This window comes from Weissella uvarum, assembly GCF_016908785.1.
Lineage (GTDB): Bacteria > Bacillota > Bacilli > Lactobacillales > Lactobacillaceae > Weissella > Weissella uvarum.
Genome location: NZ_JAFBEO010000002.1, coordinates 129,088 through 146,989 on the forward strand (window position 1 = coordinate 129,088; position 17,902 = coordinate 146,989).

At 41.4% G+C, this 17,902-nt stretch carries 20 protein-coding genes; 2 read left to right on the forward strand and 18 right to left on the reverse strand.

The window, feature by feature from the left end; translation table 11 throughout:
- Positions 1-104: 104 nt before the first annotated feature.
- From JOC36_RS03155 to JOC36_RS03185, 7 genes are all read right to left on the reverse strand, one after another.
- Positions 105-1,427 (reverse strand): LCP family protein, encoded by a 1,323-nt coding sequence (locus JOC36_RS03155; protein ID WP_239517519.1) that lies wholly within the window; start codon positions 1,425-1,427, stop codon positions 105-107.
- 129 nt (positions 1,428-1,556) lie between these two features.
- The gene (gene frr / locus JOC36_RS03160) at positions 1,557-2,114 is read right to left on the reverse strand and encodes a ribosome recycling factor (protein ID WP_205145055.1); all 558 of its coding nucleotides are present in this window, start codon (positions 2,112-2,114) and stop codon (positions 1,557-1,559) included.
- Entirely contained in the window at positions 2,114-2,839 is a 726-nt protein-coding gene (gene pyrH, locus JOC36_RS03165) for a UMP kinase (protein WP_205145056.1), read from the reverse strand. The genes frr and pyrH overlap by 1 nt, the downstream gene beginning before the upstream one ends.
- A gap of 26 nt (positions 2,840-2,865) precedes the next feature.
- Positions 2,866-3,741: a translation elongation factor Ts gene (gene tsf / locus JOC36_RS03170; RefSeq protein WP_205145057.1), complete on the reverse strand. Its 876-nt coding sequence runs from the start codon at positions 3,739-3,741 to the stop codon at positions 2,866-2,868.
- Positions 3,742-3,892: 151 nt separating this feature from the next.
- Positions 3,893-4,681 (reverse strand): 30S ribosomal protein S2, encoded by a 789-nt coding sequence (rpsB, locus tag JOC36_RS03175; RefSeq protein WP_205145058.1) that lies wholly within the window; start codon positions 4,679-4,681, stop codon positions 3,893-3,895.
- A gap of 150 nt (positions 4,682-4,831) precedes the next feature.
- A complete protein-coding gene (locus JOC36_RS03180; RefSeq protein WP_205145282.1) occupies positions 4,832-5,104 on the reverse strand; it encodes a GIY-YIG nuclease family protein in 273 nt (90 codons plus the stop codon).
- Positions 5,097-5,864, reverse strand: a complete 768-nt coding sequence (locus JOC36_RS03185; RefSeq protein WP_205145059.1) for a tRNA1(Val) (adenine(37)-N6)-methyltransferase — start codon at positions 5,862-5,864, stop codon at positions 5,097-5,099. The genes JOC36_RS03180 and JOC36_RS03185 overlap by 8 nt, the downstream gene beginning before the upstream one ends.
- A gap of 82 nt (positions 5,865-5,946) precedes the next feature.
- On the opposite strand from JOC36_RS03185, the gene JOC36_RS03190 reads away from it, so the two are divergent.
- A complete protein-coding gene (locus JOC36_RS03190) occupies positions 5,947-6,585 on the forward strand; it encodes a lysophospholipid acyltransferase family protein (RefSeq protein ID WP_205145060.1) in 639 nt (212 codons plus the stop codon).
- 44 nt (positions 6,586-6,629) lie between these two features.
- On the opposite strand, the gene JOC36_RS03195 is transcribed toward JOC36_RS03190, so the two are convergent.
- Positions 6,630-6,854 carry a YneF family protein gene (locus JOC36_RS03195; protein WP_205145061.1) on the reverse strand — a complete coding sequence of 75 codons (225 nt, stop codon included), beginning with the start codon at positions 6,852-6,854 and terminating at the stop codon, positions 6,630-6,632.
- 61 nt (positions 6,855-6,915) lie between these two features.
- Positions 6,916-7,152 (reverse strand): DUF896 domain-containing protein, encoded by a 237-nt coding sequence (locus JOC36_RS03200; protein ID WP_205145283.1) that lies wholly within the window; start codon positions 7,150-7,152, stop codon positions 6,916-6,918.
- Between the two features lie 249 nt (positions 7,153-7,401).
- Between JOC36_RS03200 and lexA the strand changes: the two genes are divergently transcribed.
- A complete protein-coding gene (gene lexA / locus JOC36_RS03205; RefSeq protein WP_205145062.1) occupies positions 7,402-8,013 on the forward strand; it encodes a transcriptional repressor LexA in 612 nt (203 codons plus the stop codon).
- 47 nt (positions 8,014-8,060) lie between these two features.
- Here lexA and JOC36_RS03210 read toward each other — a convergent pair whose 3' ends face one another.
- The 9 genes from JOC36_RS03210 to hrcA form a co-directional block, all read right to left on the reverse strand.
- Positions 8,061-8,576: an adenine phosphoribosyltransferase gene (locus tag JOC36_RS03210; RefSeq protein WP_205145063.1), complete on the reverse strand. Its 516-nt coding sequence runs from the start codon at positions 8,574-8,576 to the stop codon at positions 8,061-8,063.
- 5 nt (positions 8,577-8,581) lie between these two features.
- Positions 8,582-10,885, reverse strand: a complete 2,304-nt coding sequence (gene recJ / locus JOC36_RS03215; protein ID WP_205145064.1) for a single-stranded-DNA-specific exonuclease RecJ — start codon at positions 10,883-10,885, stop codon at positions 8,582-8,584.
- A gap of 5 nt (positions 10,886-10,890) precedes the next feature.
- Positions 10,891-11,871, reverse strand: a complete 981-nt coding sequence (gene rnz, locus JOC36_RS03220; protein WP_205145065.1) for a ribonuclease Z — start codon at positions 11,869-11,871, stop codon at positions 10,891-10,893.
- A 101-nt stretch (positions 11,872-11,972) separates the two neighbouring features.
- On the reverse strand, positions 11,973-12,686 hold the full coding sequence (locus tag JOC36_RS03225; RefSeq protein WP_205145066.1) for a hypothetical protein: 714 nt from the start codon (positions 12,684-12,686) through the stop codon (positions 11,973-11,975).
- A gap of 11 nt (positions 12,687-12,697) precedes the next feature.
- Positions 12,698-12,982, reverse strand: coding sequence for a hypothetical protein (locus tag JOC36_RS03230; protein ID WP_205145067.1), 285 nt, complete (start codon positions 12,980-12,982; stop codon positions 12,698-12,700).
- Between the two features lie 88 nt (positions 12,983-13,070).
- On the reverse strand, positions 13,071-14,009 hold the full coding sequence (locus JOC36_RS03235) for a DnaJ C-terminal domain-containing protein (protein ID WP_205145068.1): 939 nt from the start codon (positions 14,007-14,009) through the stop codon (positions 13,071-13,073).
- Between the two features lie 103 nt (positions 14,010-14,112).
- Positions 14,113-15,927: a molecular chaperone DnaK gene (gene dnaK, locus JOC36_RS03240; RefSeq protein ID WP_205145069.1), complete on the reverse strand. Its 1,815-nt coding sequence runs from the start codon at positions 15,925-15,927 to the stop codon at positions 14,113-14,115.
- 51 nt (positions 15,928-15,978) lie between these two features.
- The gene (grpE, locus tag JOC36_RS03245; RefSeq protein ID WP_205145070.1) at positions 15,979-16,686 is read right to left on the reverse strand and encodes a nucleotide exchange factor GrpE; all 708 of its coding nucleotides are present in this window, start codon (positions 16,684-16,686) and stop codon (positions 15,979-15,981) included.
- 17 nt (positions 16,687-16,703) lie between these two features.
- Entirely contained in the window at positions 16,704-17,726 is a 1,023-nt protein-coding gene (gene hrcA, locus JOC36_RS03250; protein ID WP_205145071.1) for a heat-inducible transcriptional repressor HrcA, read from the reverse strand.
- Positions 17,727-17,902: the final 176 nt, after the last annotated feature.

Here is a 17,902-nt window from a genome sequence, read left to right on the forward strand (position 1 = left end):
ACATTGAAAAGCTTTGTTGCCAGGACCTGTTTTCAAATTGGTATATACGAAAAAGAACGTGAACCAAATTTGGTTCACGCTCTTTTACCCTAATTGCCTAGCGTTCAATTCGTATTTTGACCAACAACTTCACCAGTATTTGTATCAGCAGTTTGCGCTGCAACATCTGTTGAATCTTGTCCAGTTGACAACTGCATTGACTCCGTCAATGTTGGTACACCGGCACTTTGGATATCAGCATCAGAAATATTTCCTGAATACAAATTACCTGTTTCCTTCTTTGGTAAATCAAGTGACTTACGCAAAACATCGGTGGCACGTTGTTGTTCACCACGATAAACAACTTCAGTTGATCCAGAAGATAGTGAATAACTATTTCCTTGGATATGGTCTGATTTGATTTCTTGCGTTGCACCAAGATACTTCATACCAATTTTCATAACTTGGCTAAACTTCATATCAGTTTGCGTAGACTTTCCAATCTCTTCAATAAAGTTACTTGAAAGCACCTTAGTTGGATCCTTTTTAATCTTATCCAAGATACCTTGCATCACTAAGCGTTGACGCTCTTGACGACCGTAATCACCGTTTGGATCAGCATAACGCATTCTTGAGAAAGCGAGCGCAGCCTTTCCATCCATTGTGTCATACGTCTTCTTTTGACCATCTTTACCAGTGTGTGAGTATGTCGATGATCCCTTGGTAAAGTCGTAAAGGTTTCCTGGATCAGCATGAGCTGTATCCGGGTTAAAACTAAATGTTAGCGGTGACTTCACTTGAATCCCACCAACTTGATTAACAACCTTTTCAAGACCACCCATATTCACGAGGGCATAGAAATCAATTGGTACATTTAACCAATTTTGAACGGTTTGAATTGTTGTAGCAGCCGAACCGTCTTCATAAGCCCCATTAATCTTACTTGGGAACTGATTCTCAAAGCCAGGAATGGCAACCAATGTATCACGAGGAATTGACATAATCGTTGTCTTCTTTTCCTTTGGATTAACCGTTACCAACATCATTGAATCAGTCCGTCCCTTATAATCACGTCCCAATTCACCTGTGTCTGTTCCAAGCAACAAAACTGAGAAAGGCTTACCCTCTTTCAAAATTTTGTCAACATCACGTGCTTTTTGAATTTTAGCCGGCTTATATGAATTATCAGCAGCATTCTTCGACTTGGCATATAATGCTCCGGCAGCACATACGAGGACAATAATTAAGGCGATTAGTACTAACCATAACCAACGCCAAGGACGACGTTTCTTTTGTTTCGGTTCTTTCGGCGCTTTTGAGTGTTTAGGACCTTTTGAACTAATCTCTTCACGTGTATTTTTGGCTTTCTCACCATTCTCATCCGCCCGTCGTTGCATGTCCTCTTCATGCTTTCGACGTTCAGATCTTGATTGATACTCGTTTGCCATGATTAAATCCTCATTTCAATTTCTTATCATTCACTTTACTTTATGAACATAATAGGAATATTCTACCACAATCATATTAAAGAATACATAAAAAAAGCACATCGCCCTTTTGGGCCATGTGCTTGAAAATTAAATTGTTAACAATTCTTTTTCCTTTTCGGCTGAAATCTCGTCCACGCGCTTAACGCCAAGGTCAGTCGCCTTTTGGATGTCATCTTCTAATTGATGTGCTTCATCTTCTGAAATTTCACTATCTTTCAAAGCCTTCTTAACGGCATCCATAGCATCACGCCGAGCTGAACGCACCGCAACCTTAGACTTCTCAGCAACTCCCTTAACTTCTTTAGCTAAGTCTTTACGACTTTCTTCTGTTAAAGCAGGGATTACCAAACGAATGACAGAACCGTCATTAGCTGGTGTTAAGCCAAGATCAGCTGAGAAAATTGCTTGTTCAATATTCTTTAAAGCTGACTTATCAAAAGGTGTAATCAACAATACTCGTGCTTCAGGCACAGTAATTGATGCGATTTGGTTCAATGGCGTTTCTGCGCCATAATATTCAACATTTACGCCTCGCAAAATTGAAGGATTAGCCACACCAGCGCGAATTTCGCTTAATTCACGTTGTAATGAATCTGTGGCTTTTTCCATCTTTTCATTTGCTTGCTCAACAATTTTGTTCGCCATTAATGCTTTGCCTCCACTGTTGTTCCAACATTGTCACCTTCAACAACTCGCTTAATATTGCCTTGGGTGTTCATGTTGAAAATAACTAAGTTAATATCATTATCTCTTGCCAAGGTTGAAGCAGTTGAGTCCATAACCTTAAGATCTTTTTCTAAAATATCTTCATGGGTCAATGATTCAAACATCTTTGCATCAGGATTTGTCCGTGGATCGTCTGAATAAACGCCATCAACACCGTTCTTTGCCATCAAGATGGCTTCGGCATTAATCTCGGCTGCACGCAAAGCTGCAGTCGTATCGGTTGAGAAATATGGTGAGCCAGTTCCAGCTCCAAAAATAACAACCCGACCCTTTTCAAGATGACGGACAGCCTTACGACGGACATATGGTTCGGCGACTTGCCGCATTTCAATGGCCGTTTGAACCCGAGTTGGTACATTAGCAGTTTCTAATGCATCCTGCAAGGCAAGTGCATTCATAGTCGTTCCAAGCATGCCAACGTAATCAGCTTGAGCTCGTTCCATCCCCATTTGTGCGCCTGCTTCACCACGCCATAAGTTGCCACCTCCGACAACAATCGCGATTTCGATGCCTAGTTCATATACGTCCTTAATTTCAGACGCAACCCGCGTGACGGTTTCAGGATCAATTCCAAAACCACGCTCACCTGCCAAGGCTTCCCCAGACAACTTTAATAGAATTCGCTTGTATTTAACATTTGACATGATTTATCTCGATTCTTCGTTTAGGCTTAGCCCATTTGTGCTGCAACTTCAGCGGCAAAGTCGTTTTCAGCCTTTTCCATACCTTCACCAACTTCGTAACGGACGAAGTCAACTACCTTACCACCCTTAGCAGCAACGTAAGCTTCAACAGTTTCCTTACCATCACCCTTAACGAATGGTTGGTCATTCAATGAAATTTCAGCTAGGTACTTGTGCAAACGTCCTTCAACCATCTTTTCCTTGATGTTTTCTGGCTTACCTTCAAGGTCTTCAGCATTCATCAAGACTTCCTTTTCATGTGCTAATACGTCAGCAGGAACGTCTTGGCTGGCAAGATACTTAGGGTTGATGGCTGCAACGTGCATAGCAACGTCCTTGGCAGTTGCTTCATCAGCACCTTCCAAAACAACAACAGCAGAGATACGTCCACCCATGTGTGAGTATGATGCCATCACTTGGTTAGCACCCTTCTTTAGGATCTTAAAGCGACGCAAAGTAATCTTTTCACCAGTCACTTGAGTTGTGTGGATGATCAATTCATTCATTGTTTGACCATCAACATCCAAGTTCAAAGCTTCTTCAACATCAGCTGGTTCCTTTTCAACGATTGTTTGTGCAACAGTATGCAACAAATCGTTAAATTCTTTGTTTCCAGCCACGAAATCAGTTTGTGAGTTCAATTCGATGATAGCAGCCTTGTCGCCTTCTTCAGCAACATATGTCATACCTTCAGCAGCAACGGCATCAGCTTTCTTAGCAGCCTTGGCCATTCCCTTTTCACGCAAGGCATCAACAGCCTTTTCCATGTCACCTTCAGTTTCAACTAAGGCCTTCTTGGCGTCCATCATTCCGACACCAGTCATTTCACGTAATTCTTTAACTTGAGCAGCTTTAATTGCCATGTTGTGTTCTCCTTAATAAATGCATAATTTTATCTAATTCAGTATAACTGAAATCACTATAAATTTCTAGCAATTCCGTTAGATTAGTCATAAAACCCACGATTTTTTGACACAAAAAAACTACAAGCCAAAGCTTGTAGTTTTTAGTAGATTAAACTTCCTTGTTGCCTTCAACAATTTCAGTCAAATCTTCGATTGAATCTACGCGATCACCTTCATCAGCATTAACAGAAGTCATTTCTTCTTCAACTGAATCTTCACCTTGGTTACCTTCAATAACGGCATCAGCCATCTTTGCAGTAATCAAACGAACGGCACGAATAGCGTCATCGTTAGAAGGGATGATAACATCGATTTGGTCAGGATCAGCATTTGTGTCGACCATAGCCACGATAGGAATGTTCAACTTGTGTGCTTCTTCAACAGCCAATTGTTCCTTATGTGGATCAACAATGTACATTACGTCAGGAATCTTAGGCATATCAGCGATACCACCCAAGAACTTCTCCAACTTTTCACGTTGCTTGATCAACAATGAAACTTCCTTCTTTGGCAAAACATCAAAAGTACCATCTTCTGACATTGCGCGCAATTCCTTCAAACGTGCAACACGCTTTTGGATTGTTTCCCAGTTAGTCAAAGTTCCACCCAACCAACGGTGGTTAACGTAGTATTGGTTTGCACGTGTTGCTTCTTCAGCAATAGCATCTTGTGCTTGCTTCTTTGTTCCAACGAACAAAACAACAGCACCGTTTGCAGCTTCATCACGCATAAAGTTGTAAGCCTTATCAACCAACTTAACTGTCTTTTGCAAATCGATGATGTAAATACCATTACGTTCAGTAAAGATATATTCCTTCATCTTAGGGTTCCAGCGACGTGTTTGGTGTCCAAAATGTACACCAGCTTCAAGCAATTGCTTCATTGAGATAACTGCCATGAGTATCTTCCTCCAAATGTTTTTCCACCTAATCTCGCCTGTAATCCGACGACCCGAATGGGGCACCTGCCAAACTATTGAAATTAGTGCGTATTTTTTGTTCATCACGAACAATTTACAATTTTACTAAACATTGTCCACAAGTGCAAGTTAAAAATCATGAACATCGTGTGCATGTAAATATGCTTCTTTTTGGGCTCGGGTTAATTTTTTAAAAGCTGCTTCTGCTTTTAACGCCTCACCTTTCGTTTCGTAGGCCTCAGCGTGTAACAAGCGTAGCGGTCGACGACTTTTAGGACGGGTAAACTTAGCCCCTTTACCGGCATTGTGTGTTGCCAGACGTTTTCCCACATCGTCAGTATAACCTGTATAAAAATAGCCATCTGCCGTCAATAAGACATACACATAGTAAATTTTATTCATCTTGATTTTTGCCTTCATAAATATCTAAAATTTCTTGACGATATGTACCATCCGGATTATGCGTAATAATTGGTGGCAAAATCCGTGCCCCCGTTCCATCCCCATCTTTAATTGCATCAATTAGCACAATATTAGCCTCAGTCCCTGGTTTTGGATAGACAAACTGCATCTTTTTGGGGCTTAAATGTGCTGCACGCAAAGCGTCTACAATTTCAAATAAACGATCAGGACGGTGGACCATAAAGAAATGGGCTTTATTCTTCAATAATTTATTTGCTGTTTTCGTCACTAAAGCTAAGTCAGCTTTGATTTCATGACGCGCAATAGCATAATGCTCATCCTCTTTTATAACCGTTTTTTCTGAATCAACGGCAAAATAGGGTGGATTCGAGACCACCGTATCTGCACTACCAGGACGCACCGTGTCAAAAATATCCCGCATATCTGCATTTAAAATGTCAATTTGATCATTCAACCCATTCAACGCCACTGACCGTTTAGCCATATCTGCTAACTGTGGTTGAATTTCGACTCCCAAGATTTTACCTTGCACTTTATGAGCCATAAATAATGGAATGGCTCCATTGCCAGTGCCAAGGTCGACCGTTAAGCCACGGCCTTGTTTACGCGGGTTAGCAAAATTAGCCAATAAAACTGCATCCAAAGAAAAGGAAAACACATCTTTGCTTTGAATAATATGTACTTTATCAGAATAAAGCATGTCTAAGCGCTCACCAGGTTTCAGTTGCGTATGTTCCATATCTTTTCTCCATTCTTCCTTCATTTGCTAAGGTTGTCTCTGTGTGGGATAATAGGCTGTTATTATTCTAGGAGGTTATCTTATGTTTTATTTCTTAGGCCGTTACTTTGTTACCTTTATTTTATGGCTATTTAACGGACGCTACCATGTCATCGGTAAAGAAAAATTACCAAAAGAAGGCAATTATATTATCGTTGGTCCTCACCGGGCCTTGTGGGATATGTTTTATTTTGCCACGATGGCTTGGCCAAAGCGTTTTGCCTTCATGGCTAAAAAAGAATTATTCAAAAATCCTATTTTACGCTGGCTCCTTGAACATGGCAATGCCTTCCCCGTTGATCGTCAAAACCCAGGCATCTCAGCAATCAAAAAGCCAGTTGATATTTTGAAGAAAACTGATTTAAGTTTGATTATGTTCCCTTCAGGTTCTCGCCACACGCAAAAGTTAAAAGGTGGGTCTGTCGTTATCGCCAAAACTTCAGGCAAGCCATTAGTTCCGATGGTTTACCAAGGCCCCGTAACTTTAGGTGACTTCCTTAATCCTTTCAAGCGTGGTCAAGTGCACCTAGCCGTTGGAGAACCAATTCAAATTGATCGCAAGATGAAATTGAATGACGAAAACACTGCTAAAATTGACCAACAACTTTTACAAGCTTTTGATGATTTAGATGATGAAATTGATCCAAATTATGTCTACGTTGACCCTAAAGCCAAAAAGTAAAAAGTAAGTAATAAAAAAGCTAGCCCCATCGGCTAGCTTTTTTATTACTTCTTATTTGATTGAGCCTTCATTTGTTGCATCATTTGATTCAACTTCTTTTGTGAAGGCTTTTGTCCCATTGATGTCATCATTGAACGCATCATTTCTTCACTGATTGGTGGGTTCTTCTTCAAGTAGTTCTCCATTGTCTTACGAGCGATAAAGAAACCAGCAACAGCACCAAGGATGGCTGCAATAACAACAATTAAAATCCAAATTCCTGTACTCATGACATACTCCAATAAATTTATTCTCAATTAATGCTAACAGAATTAGCACCATTTGACTAGCTTAATCGTCACGTAATCCCTTATCACGTTGGATTTGCTTAACCTTTTCTGGAGTTACTTCGTTACCATCGTCATCATAGACTTGTAACATTTCAATTTGTGAGCGGAATGAATTACGGAAGTTTTCTAAGAATTCTTCACGCAACTCAGCACGTTCCTTCGTTTCTTCTTCAGTCAAGCCTTCATCAGTCTTAGCCTTGGCTGCTAATTCGTTAATCCGAGTGCGGACCGCTTCCATGTGCTCATTGGCAGGGTTTTGTTCGTTCTCTGCTTCAGAAGGATCATGTTCCAGCGTTTCATCTGTTACCGCTTCAATATCCTTAGGATCAATTGCATCTTCATCATGCTTTACATCTTCACTCATTATGTCACCTCCGCAAATTTCTAATTTGTTTCTCTCTATTTTACCATGTCTGCCACAGAATTAATTGTCAATTCATATTATTTTACCTAAAATATATATCAAATAAACAAGAGGAACCGTCATATGGCTAGTAAACAAAATGCAATTTTACGCTTTATTTATGAACAACAACAAAACCAAGGTTACGCACCAACAATTCGTGAAATCGGCGAACACGTCGGTTTATCTTCCAGCGCCACTGTGCATGGTTATATCAATCGCCTCATTAAAAAGGGCTATTTGACCCGACAACAAACCAAATCGCGCGCTTTAAAATTGACCTCGCGTGGCATTGCGGCAATTAATACCGCCAACCCCGTCAATTACGTCCCCGTCTTGGCTGAAAACAGTGATATCGATGAACCCAATGCTGACGAACTCGATTTTTTACCATTTCCTGAACAATTAATCACAGATCATAATGATTTATTCATGATTCACCAAAGCAATGAAACCATGATTAATATTGGCATTTATCCTGACGATGTGTTGATTGTGCATCGCCAAACACAAGCAAACAATGGTGATATCATCGTTACCGACCTACCAGACGCCTCTAAACAAGTCTATCGTTTCTTTCATGAAGCTGACCACTATCGCCTTGAACCTGAAAATGCACAGATGAAGCCGGTCGTACTAGGCGAAGTGCATATATTAGGGAAAGTTGTGAGTCTATTCCGTAGCCATATCCAATAAAAAGAGCCCCCTCATCTAAGTGAGGAGGCTCTTTTATTTTTAATAAATTAATATTCAAGCAAGGCTAAAATATCGTAACCTTCTAAGCGATCACGGCCTTTAAGCTCGGCTAACTCAATAAAGAATGCTAACCCAACCACTTCTCCGCCAAGAGCTTCGACCAACTTAATTGTGGCTTCAATAGTACCACCAGTCGCCAAAAGATCATCAGTAATCAACACCTTATCACCGGGCTTGATTGCATCTGTATGCATTTCAAGGCTTGCAGTCCCATATTCCAATGAGTAGCTTTCACTAACCACTTCACGTGGTAATTTACCAGGCTTACGAGCTGGTACTAGTCCAACACCAAGTTCATCAGCGACTGGAGCGCCGACCAAAAAGCCACGCGACTCTGGACCAACAATCACATTTACACCACGCTCCCGTGCATACTGCGCAATTTGTTGCGTTGCTTGATGATAAGCGGCCCCATCAGATAGTAGTGGTGTAATATCCCGGAAAATAATCCCTGGCTCAGGGAAATCGGGAATTGATTCAATATAATCATGTAAATCTAACATTTACTTTAATTCTCCTGCTTGCTTAAATCTGAAAGCAACGCCTCTAGTTCTGCAGTAGAACTATAAATTAATTGCTTTTCCAGTTCACGACGCGCCATAAACGCTTTGTAAGGTTTCGTTTCGGTTAACACAACCTTGTTAGGATTAGGAACCGGATTTAAGAAACCATTTTCTATTGTAACAAACTCCGCCTCTAAAAACACCTTAAATATCAAATTCAATAAAGCTGGCTCCATCTCTAAATGTTGGGCCACTTGGCGGAACTGGCCTGAAAGATCAACGTTCTGAAAACTCTGCACAAAACGAAAAACTTTTGCAAAATCACTTTTATCAGGTACTTTCAAGAGATACATTGACTGCTTTGTATAAAAGATTGGCGCAATTGCCTGGGCAGGTACAAACTTTAACAAATCTGATAATTGTTCTAACGAGTCCGGTAAATCAACTAAAGCCATTGTCCGCAATTGCGTATAGTTGAAGGCATCATCAATAAAGATAGCTCGCCCTTTTGCTCCAACTTGTGGCGCTAATTGCTCATACAACTTACGGTTAAAGAACACATAATCCGCATTTTGTTGCAAAACCGTATTGGTCAACTTACTGGTACGCCAATCCATTATTGATGAACCATTGGCGGCTAAATCTTTCAGCATTAGTTGATATGTCGTCATGCCTCGATAAACATTTTCGCTCATCGTACCGACTAACTCGATTGTTTGAAAATGGCCTTGCAATTGTTCGGCTAAAGCACCAAAACCAAAACCAACCACTGGTAAATCACCATGATCCGTTTCAGCAGTAAAACGAATATGCTTACCATTTGACATCGTCTTAACCTGTTTGACTCGCGTAACATTCACTTTAAAGTTAGGTTCAGGATTGCCATTTCCAAACGGTGCTAATACCTGCATCGTTTCAAACGTATCGCGCTTAAAATCAGCCGCATCAACTGTATCTAATACCATTAACGCTGGCTTAGCTTGATTGGCTAAATCTTGATCCACCGCCGCCTGATCTAACGTCTTTTGCAATTCAGGAACTTGGTCCACCGGCAAAGTCATCCCAGCTGCACTCGCATGTCCGCCAAAAGCCTTAAACATTTCACGTTTTGCATCTAATGGCGTAAACAAGTCAAACCCATCCACTGACCGAGCCGAACCTTTTGCAGTTCCCTCATTTTCCGATAATACAATACTAGGCTTACCCGTAGCATCAACTAAACGACTAGCAACAATACCTAATACACCTTCGTGCCACCCGGTCCCCATGACTACATTAACAGCATGAGCTGGGTCGACCGCTTGCAAAGCTTGTTCGGTAATGCTATCAACCATTTTTTGCCGCTGTTGATTCAATTGCTCCACTTGTTCAGCCAAAGTTTCAGCTTCGGCTGGATCTTCAGCTAATAATAGTTGCACCCCTAAGGCAGGATCCGCAAGGCGTCCAACAGCATTTAAACGTGGTCCAATCGTAAAGCCAATACTATTGGCATCTAATTCAGTGTAATTTTGTCCTGCTTGACCCAGCAGAGCCAAAATACCGGGTCGTGGATCCTCTCGCATTGTTGCTAGACCGCCCGCAACGATGACACGATTTTCATCCGTTAATGGCATAACGTCCGCAACCGTCCCTAGGGCAGCTAAATCAAGCAACTCATCAGCCGGCGCATCTAGCAAGGCCGACGCAACTTTAAAAGCCACGCCTGCTCCTGATAAATCACCGAATGGATAACTTGGTTCCTCAACTGGCAAGCGTGGATGAACAATTGCATATGCATCTGGTAGTTCCGCTGGCAGCTCATGATGGTCCGTCACAATTGTGTCAATGCCCTGACTCTTAAGCCAAGCAATCGGTTCTTTACCAGTCACCCCATTATCAACCGTAATCAAAAGCTGCATCCCTTCAGCTTGAAGTTCTTGATATTTCTCCAGATTTGGGCCATAGCCTTGTTCAAAGCGATTAGGCACAAAGTAAGTCACATTGGCTCCTAAAATTTCCAAGGCCGAGACCATAATGCTGGTACTGGTCATACCATCAACATCGTAATCACCATAAACAACAATCTTTTCTTGCTGTTCAATCGCCAGTCCAATTCGTCCCAACGCTTGTTCCAGATCATGCAACTGATATGGATCATGCAACTGTTCTACGTCTGGATTTAAAAATCGTTCAATTTCATCTGGTTGCTGGTAACCTTGCCGGGTCACGTAGCGTGCTACCAGTTTGGGTAACCCATAATCTGAAATCAGCTCTTGCGTAAACGCTGGCTGGGGTTGTTCAGTTTGCCAGACGTACTTTGCCTCAATCATTTCTGTTACTCCTCCGCATCTACTTGATCTAATTTAATTGGGCGACTATTCGTTTGCTTGCCAAAAGGCACATCATAAATATCAAAATCATTCACAACCCGCGTGTTTTCAAAAATATCACGAGCTTGATAAGCCAAATTATTAGCTGATTTTCCAGCATATCGTGCAGAAATATGCGTTAGCAAAAGTCGCCCAACATTGGCCTGCTTAGCGATTTCGGCAGCTTGCAAACTCGTTGAGTGGTAATGATTACGGGCTTGCTTGCCTTCTCCCTTACCATAGGTTGCTTCATGGACTAACACATCGGCATCCTTAGCCAAAGCAATTGTTTGATCAGTCTTACGCGTATCTCCCAAAACAACTACCGAACGACCTTTTTTAGCCGGACCGATAACATCTAAACTCTTAACAACTGTTCCATCATCTAAGGTTACATCATGCCCACGTTTAAGCTGACCATATAACGGACCAGCCGGCACGTTGAGTGCTTGCAGTTTATCAACTTGTAACTCGCCCACCATGTCATGTTCATCAACACGGTAACCAAAAGAAAGGATTTTATGGTCCAGTGGCATCGCTGTAACTGTCATTTGATTATCTTCATAAATAACGCCCGCTTGGTCAGTTAATTCCACAAACTCCAATGGATAGGTTAAATGAGTTTGCGAAACGCGCAAACTTGTTTCAACAAATTGCTTAATGCCCCGTGGTCCATAAATCGTTAATTTGTCTTCTCCACCTTGAAATGAACGCGACGCTAACAAACCAGGCAAGCCAAAAATATGATCACCATGTAAATGTGTAATGAAAATTTTATCTATTTTGCGAGGTCGAATGCTTGAACTAAGCATTTGGATTTGCGTCCCTTCACCCGCATCGAATAACCACACTGAATTCAGTTCATCCAGCAAACGAAGTGCAACACTGGTTACATTACGAAAGCGCGCTGGCGTACCAGCGCCAGTTCCCAAGAATTCAAGTTGCATCGTTTTATTCCTCCATTTGTATCGAACATAAAAAAACCGCTTAAAGCGGTTTTAGCCATAGTATTCATTTTAACATTTTCACAAAGCGACTTTCACTTGTTTTACAGATTAACTTTGATTTTTTTAGTCTTTTCACTAATTTGCTGACCCGACTCATTATAGGTTGAGGCAAATTCAAGATTAATCGCTGTTAAATGCTTAGCATCACGTTTAGGAACGTACGCCACTACATAACCGCTTTGTGCCGTTCCAGGTTCAACACCTTCATTCGCCAATTGCGCACCATTAACCATGCCACCAAGTGACGTCATCACATCGCCTTTCGGATATGATAATGTCGCCATACCATCCGTAATCAGCTTCTGTTGGGCATGATTAGTCAACTGATAGTGCACTTCAACAGTTGTATAATGTTTTGGTAATTTTGGATAATCCATGGCACGTCGAGCAGCCCGTTTAGCATTATCCGTTCGAGCATAATTATCAAGCACTCTAATTTCATTAATGTGATATATTACTGGGCCGCTACTGATTGTCTGATTTAACTGCACTTTTTGCTTAAGTTTCACTTGAACACCTTGTGAGGTGACCGTATAATCGCCAACTTTATTTGGTGTAATATCTTGCACAAAATGCTTTGATTTTAAATCAGATTTAGGCACTTGGTAGAGTTGCTCCGTCTTTTGATCACTCCCCTGTTTAGGTGTCTTATTGTCCGATTGCACTAAATCAGGCCGGTCCATCCAAACATAGCCCAAGCCAATCAAAATCAAGGCTGCCATGGAAAAAGCAAAATACATCGTGCTCTTTTTCATTCTGAATCCCTCTATCCTAAAATTAACTGATCATCCACGACTCGGTATCCATATATTGGAAATAAATTTCCCTTTTCATCAATACCACGCAAGATTAAATCATCTGCCACATCCGGAAAATCAGCTAAAGTTAATCCATCTGCCACTTGCGAAACGATTAATAAATCTAAATACTCTTCACCAAACTCAAATTGCACCACCGGAGCAACAGACTGCTTCTCAGGACCGATATGTACATATAGTCGATTGGTCAAACACATGCCTGTCACGCTCAATTTAAAGTCTTTTACTCGCATAATCTTTTCCTTATGCTCAATCCTAGCGAAGCAACCTTAAATAAACAAAAAAATAGCTTACACATCGTAATGTGTAAGCTATTTTTAATTAACTAAAGAAACCATGATGACCGGAATTACCATCCATAGTTTCTTGGTAAGCAGTCAATGCCTTCTTTTGTTCTTTATTCAACTTCTTAGGAACATCAATATAGACCGTCACAATTTGATCCCCATTTCCGTTACCACGCATAACTGGCGCACCCTTGCCACGCAAACGGAAGTTAGTTTCAGTTTGTGTTCCAGCCGGAATCTTCAATTGGACACTACCATGAACAGTTTCAACTGAGATCTCACCACCTAATGCAGCGGTTGCAAAATCAATTGGTACTCGTGAGTAAATTGTTGAGCCATCCCGTTCAAAGCCTGACTTTGAAGGTGAAACATAGAAGACAACATACAAATCACCGTATGGGCCACCATTGATACCAGCTTCACCTTGTCCAGACAAACGCATTTGTTGTCCATCTTCAACACCAGCTGGAATGGTAATCTTAAGCTCTTTATGCTCTTGCTCACCGTTTTCACCTTGACGATTATATTTAATTGTCGTTTCTTTACCAAAGATTGCATCTTCAAATGACAAATTCATCCGATATTGCAAATCACGTCCTTGGCGAGGACGGTTAGGATCAGAAGAGAAGCCACCACCGAACATTTGCTCAAACAAATCGTTCAAGTCGCCACTGAATTGCGCACCCTGGCCACCGCCAAAGCCACCAAATCCACCAAAATCGCCGAAGCCTTGGCCACCACCGAAGCCACCATCAGCTCCAGCTTTTCCATATTGATCATACATTTGACGCTTCTTTTCATCGCCTAATGTTTCATATGCTTCCTGGATTGCCTTATACTTTTCTTCGGCGCCTTCTTCGTGGTTAATATCAGGATGATATTTCTTTGATAACTTACGATAAGCCTTTTTAATTTCATCTTGAGATGCGTCCTTCGACACGCCCAACGTATCATAATATTCAGTGTTGTTCATGAAGCATCCCTCCTTTTTTATTTATTATGTATCATAGGGCAGCCGAAAAGCCGCCCTATGTTGTGTAACGATTTAAGTGTCGTAAACTCTACTCTATTTTAAATTACTTGTCAGACTCGTCAGTGAAGTCACCATCAACAGTTCCGTCATCTGAAGCAGAACCATCGGCAGCTTGTCCTTGATCAGCTTGTTGTTGATACAACTTCATTGCTAATTCTTGGGCAACCTTCTCCAAAGCTTCCTTCTTTTCCTTCATTGCATCAAGATCATCTGATTCCTTAGCAGCCTTCAAAGCTTCAACAGCATCTTGAACTGGCTTCTTTTCATCATCGCTAACCTTATCAGCAACATCTTCAAGCGTCTTTTCTGAGCTAAAGATCAATTGGTCAACTTCGTTGCGCAAATCAGCTTCTTCCTTACGCTTCTTGTCGGCTTCTTCATTGGCCTTAGCATCGTTCATCATACGCTCGATATCTTCATCTGACAATGATCCAGAATCTTGGATAGTAATCTTTTGTTCCTTGTTAGTACCCAAATCCTTGGCTGAAACTGACACAATACCATTACGGTCGATGTCAAATGTCACTTCGATTTGTGGTACACCACGTGGAGCGGCTGGAATATCAGTCAATTGGAATTGTCCCAATGTCTTGTTATCAGCAGCCATTGCACGTTCACCTTGTAGAACATGGATATCAACAGCTGGTTGATTATCAGCAGCAGTTGAGAATGTTTGTGACTTTGAAGTTGGAATTGTCGTGTTGCGATCAATCAACTTTGTGAAGACACCACCCATAGTTTCAATACCAAGTGATAGTGGCGTAACATCAAGCAAAACAACATCCTTAACATCACCAGTTAGCACACCAGCTTGAACTGCGGCACCCAAAGCAACAGCTTCGTCAGGGTTGATTGAATGATCAGGATCTTGACCAGTCATCTTCTTAACAGACTCTTGAACAGCTGGGATACGAGTTGATCCACCATTTAGGATAACCTTATCAATATCACTCATTGACAATCCAGCATCCTTCAAAGCGTTCTTAACAGGACCTTCAGCGCGTTCAACCAAGTCTGAAGTCATTTGGTTGAATTGGCTACGAGTCAATGTCTTTTGAATGTGAAGTGGTCCATCATCGGTAGCAGTGATGAATGGCAAATCAATTTGTGCTTCAGTTGCTTGTGACAACGTCTTCTTTGCTGTTTCAGCAGCATCCTTCAAACGTTGTAGAGCTAACTTGTCATCACGCAAGTCAATGCCATTTTCCTTCTTAAAGTCATCAGCTAACCAGTCAATGATCTTTTGGTCAAAGTCGTCACCACCAAGATGAGTATCACCATTTGTTGACAAAACTTCAAAGACACCATCACCTAATTCAAGGATTGAAACGTCAAATGTTCCACCACCTAAGTCGTAAACCAAAATCTTTTCATCCTTGTCATCACCATCAAGACCGTAAGCCAAAGAAGCGGCCGTAGGTTCGTTAATGATACGCTTTACATCAAGGCCAGCAATCTTACCAGCATCCTTAGTAGCTTGACGTTGTGCGTCGTTAAAGTAAGCAGGAACAGTAATAACTGCTTCAGTTACCTTTTCGCCCAAGTAGTCTTCAGCGTAACCCTTCAAGTATTGCAAAATCATTGCTGAGATTTCTTGTGGCTTGTATTTCTTACCATCAATATCAACTGTATAGTTGGCGTCACCCATGTGTGACTTGATTGATGAAACCGTGTTAGGGTTAGTGATTGCTTGACGCTTTGCAGTATCACCTACTTGCGTCTCACCATTCTTAAATGAAACAACAGAAGGAGTTGTCCGTCCACCGTTTGGATTTGTAATCACCTTAGGTGAGTCACCTTCCATAACCGCAACGGCTGAATTTGTAGTTCCTAAATCAATTCCAATAATCTTTGACATAATTCAATTACCTCTCTTTTAATTCATTAATTTAATCTGGTATCAGTCTAATTAATTATAGACAGCGACCATCGCTGGACGAATGACACGATCTTCGAGCATATAGCCCTTTTGCATCACTTCCGCGATTGTATCAGCTGGATGCTCATCATCGGCTGGCACAGACTGGATTGCCTGAGCATAATTTGGATCAAAATCATCACCAACTTTGCCAACTTCCTTGATGCCATTGTCTTCAAGAGCTTTTTGCAAAGTATTAAATACCATTTGCACACCCTTTTGCAATTGCTCAGAAGCATCATCATCTGCTTGGACTTGAAGCGCCCGTTCCAAATTATCAAGAGCAGGCAACACTGCCAAACCTAATTTTTGGTTGGCGTACTTCAAAGCTTGAGCTTGTTCATTAGCAAGTCGTGCTTGCATGTTTTGCATTTCAGCTTGTGACCGCAAGAACTTTTCTTCAGCATCGTTTAACTTTCGTTTCAAATCAGCAACTTCATCATCTGAACTTGCTTGATTGTCATCACCCGGTGTTGTAGCATCCGCATCGGTTGAAGAATCAGATTCTGGTTCTGCCTCTGCGCCAAATTCCATTGTCGCATCAGTTTCAGATGTCTGGTCACTTTCAACTTCTGTTCCAGCTTCTGGCTTAGCTTCAGCACCAAATTCTACTGTTGCATCTGCCGTCGACTGTGATGTTGCTTGTTCTTGATTATCAACAACTGCTTCATCATCTGTAGATTGTTTATCCTCTGCCATCCTGACACCTCTTTTCATTAATAATATTCAACTAATTTTTGAGCCAACGCATCTCTAAACTGGCCAACCGTCGCTACTGTTTTTGCATATGGCATCCGTGTTGGACCTAAGATTGCGATTGCTCCTGCTCCATGACTTGGTACATGATACGTCGCCGATACCAAACTATAGTTATCTAACAAGTCGCTGATGTTTTCTTCACCAATCTGAACCATCACGCCTTCATTGGCAGTACCAATAGCTTGACGCATAGCCTTTGGTGATTGAATCAACTCGAAAACTTTTTTGATATCCTGCAAACTTGAATCATCAGTGTAGTCCAAGAGATTGAGCTGCCCTCCGATGAAAATCTTTTCGCTAATCGAACGAGCCAACACATCTCCAAACAATTGCAAGAATGCAGCCGGTGTCCGAATAACACGTTCCATCGTTAATGGTAAATCGCCGCTCAACGTCTTCAATACATCAACGACCAAATGATCAACCAATGTATTATTAATGTAAGCGACCATCCCATCCAAGTCTGAAACTTGCATTCCATCGGGAAGCCTAAAACTTTGACTTGTAACTTCGCCATCATTTGTAACAACAATTGCAAGAATTTGTTGTCCATCAAGCGGTACCAGTCGGAATCCCGAGAGGCGAGCCCCAATCGCTTCAGGTTTCAAAGCGATTGCCGTGTAACCAGTTAAATTAACTAATTCATCAACCGATTGTTGCAACAAATCATCAACTTGTTGAAAATTTCTAGCAAAGACACGATGCAACGCTTGTTGAATCTCTTCATCATGTTCATCAGTATCCATTAACTGATCAACATAATAACGATAACCCCGTTGCGATGGCACCCGACCAGAAGAAGTGTGTTCCTTTTGCAACAATCCTTGATTCTCTAACTGAGCCATTTCATTGCGAATTGTTGCAGAACTAACACTCAACTGCAAATCATGAAGCAATGTTTTCGAACCGACCGCTTTACCAGCCTTGGCATAGCCAACGACGATTGCCGCTAAAATTAATCTCTGCCTATCTGTTAACATTTACTTCACCTCTCTCATTAGCACTCATTACCATTTCCTGCTAACATCTATTATAGTACACGCCTCCAAGACAAATGTCAACACTTTTAGCACTTAAATATGCAGACTGCTAAAAGGCTGTATATCAACGTTTATGCCGATTTTCCAGAAAAAGTGCACAAAAAAAACATGGTTTT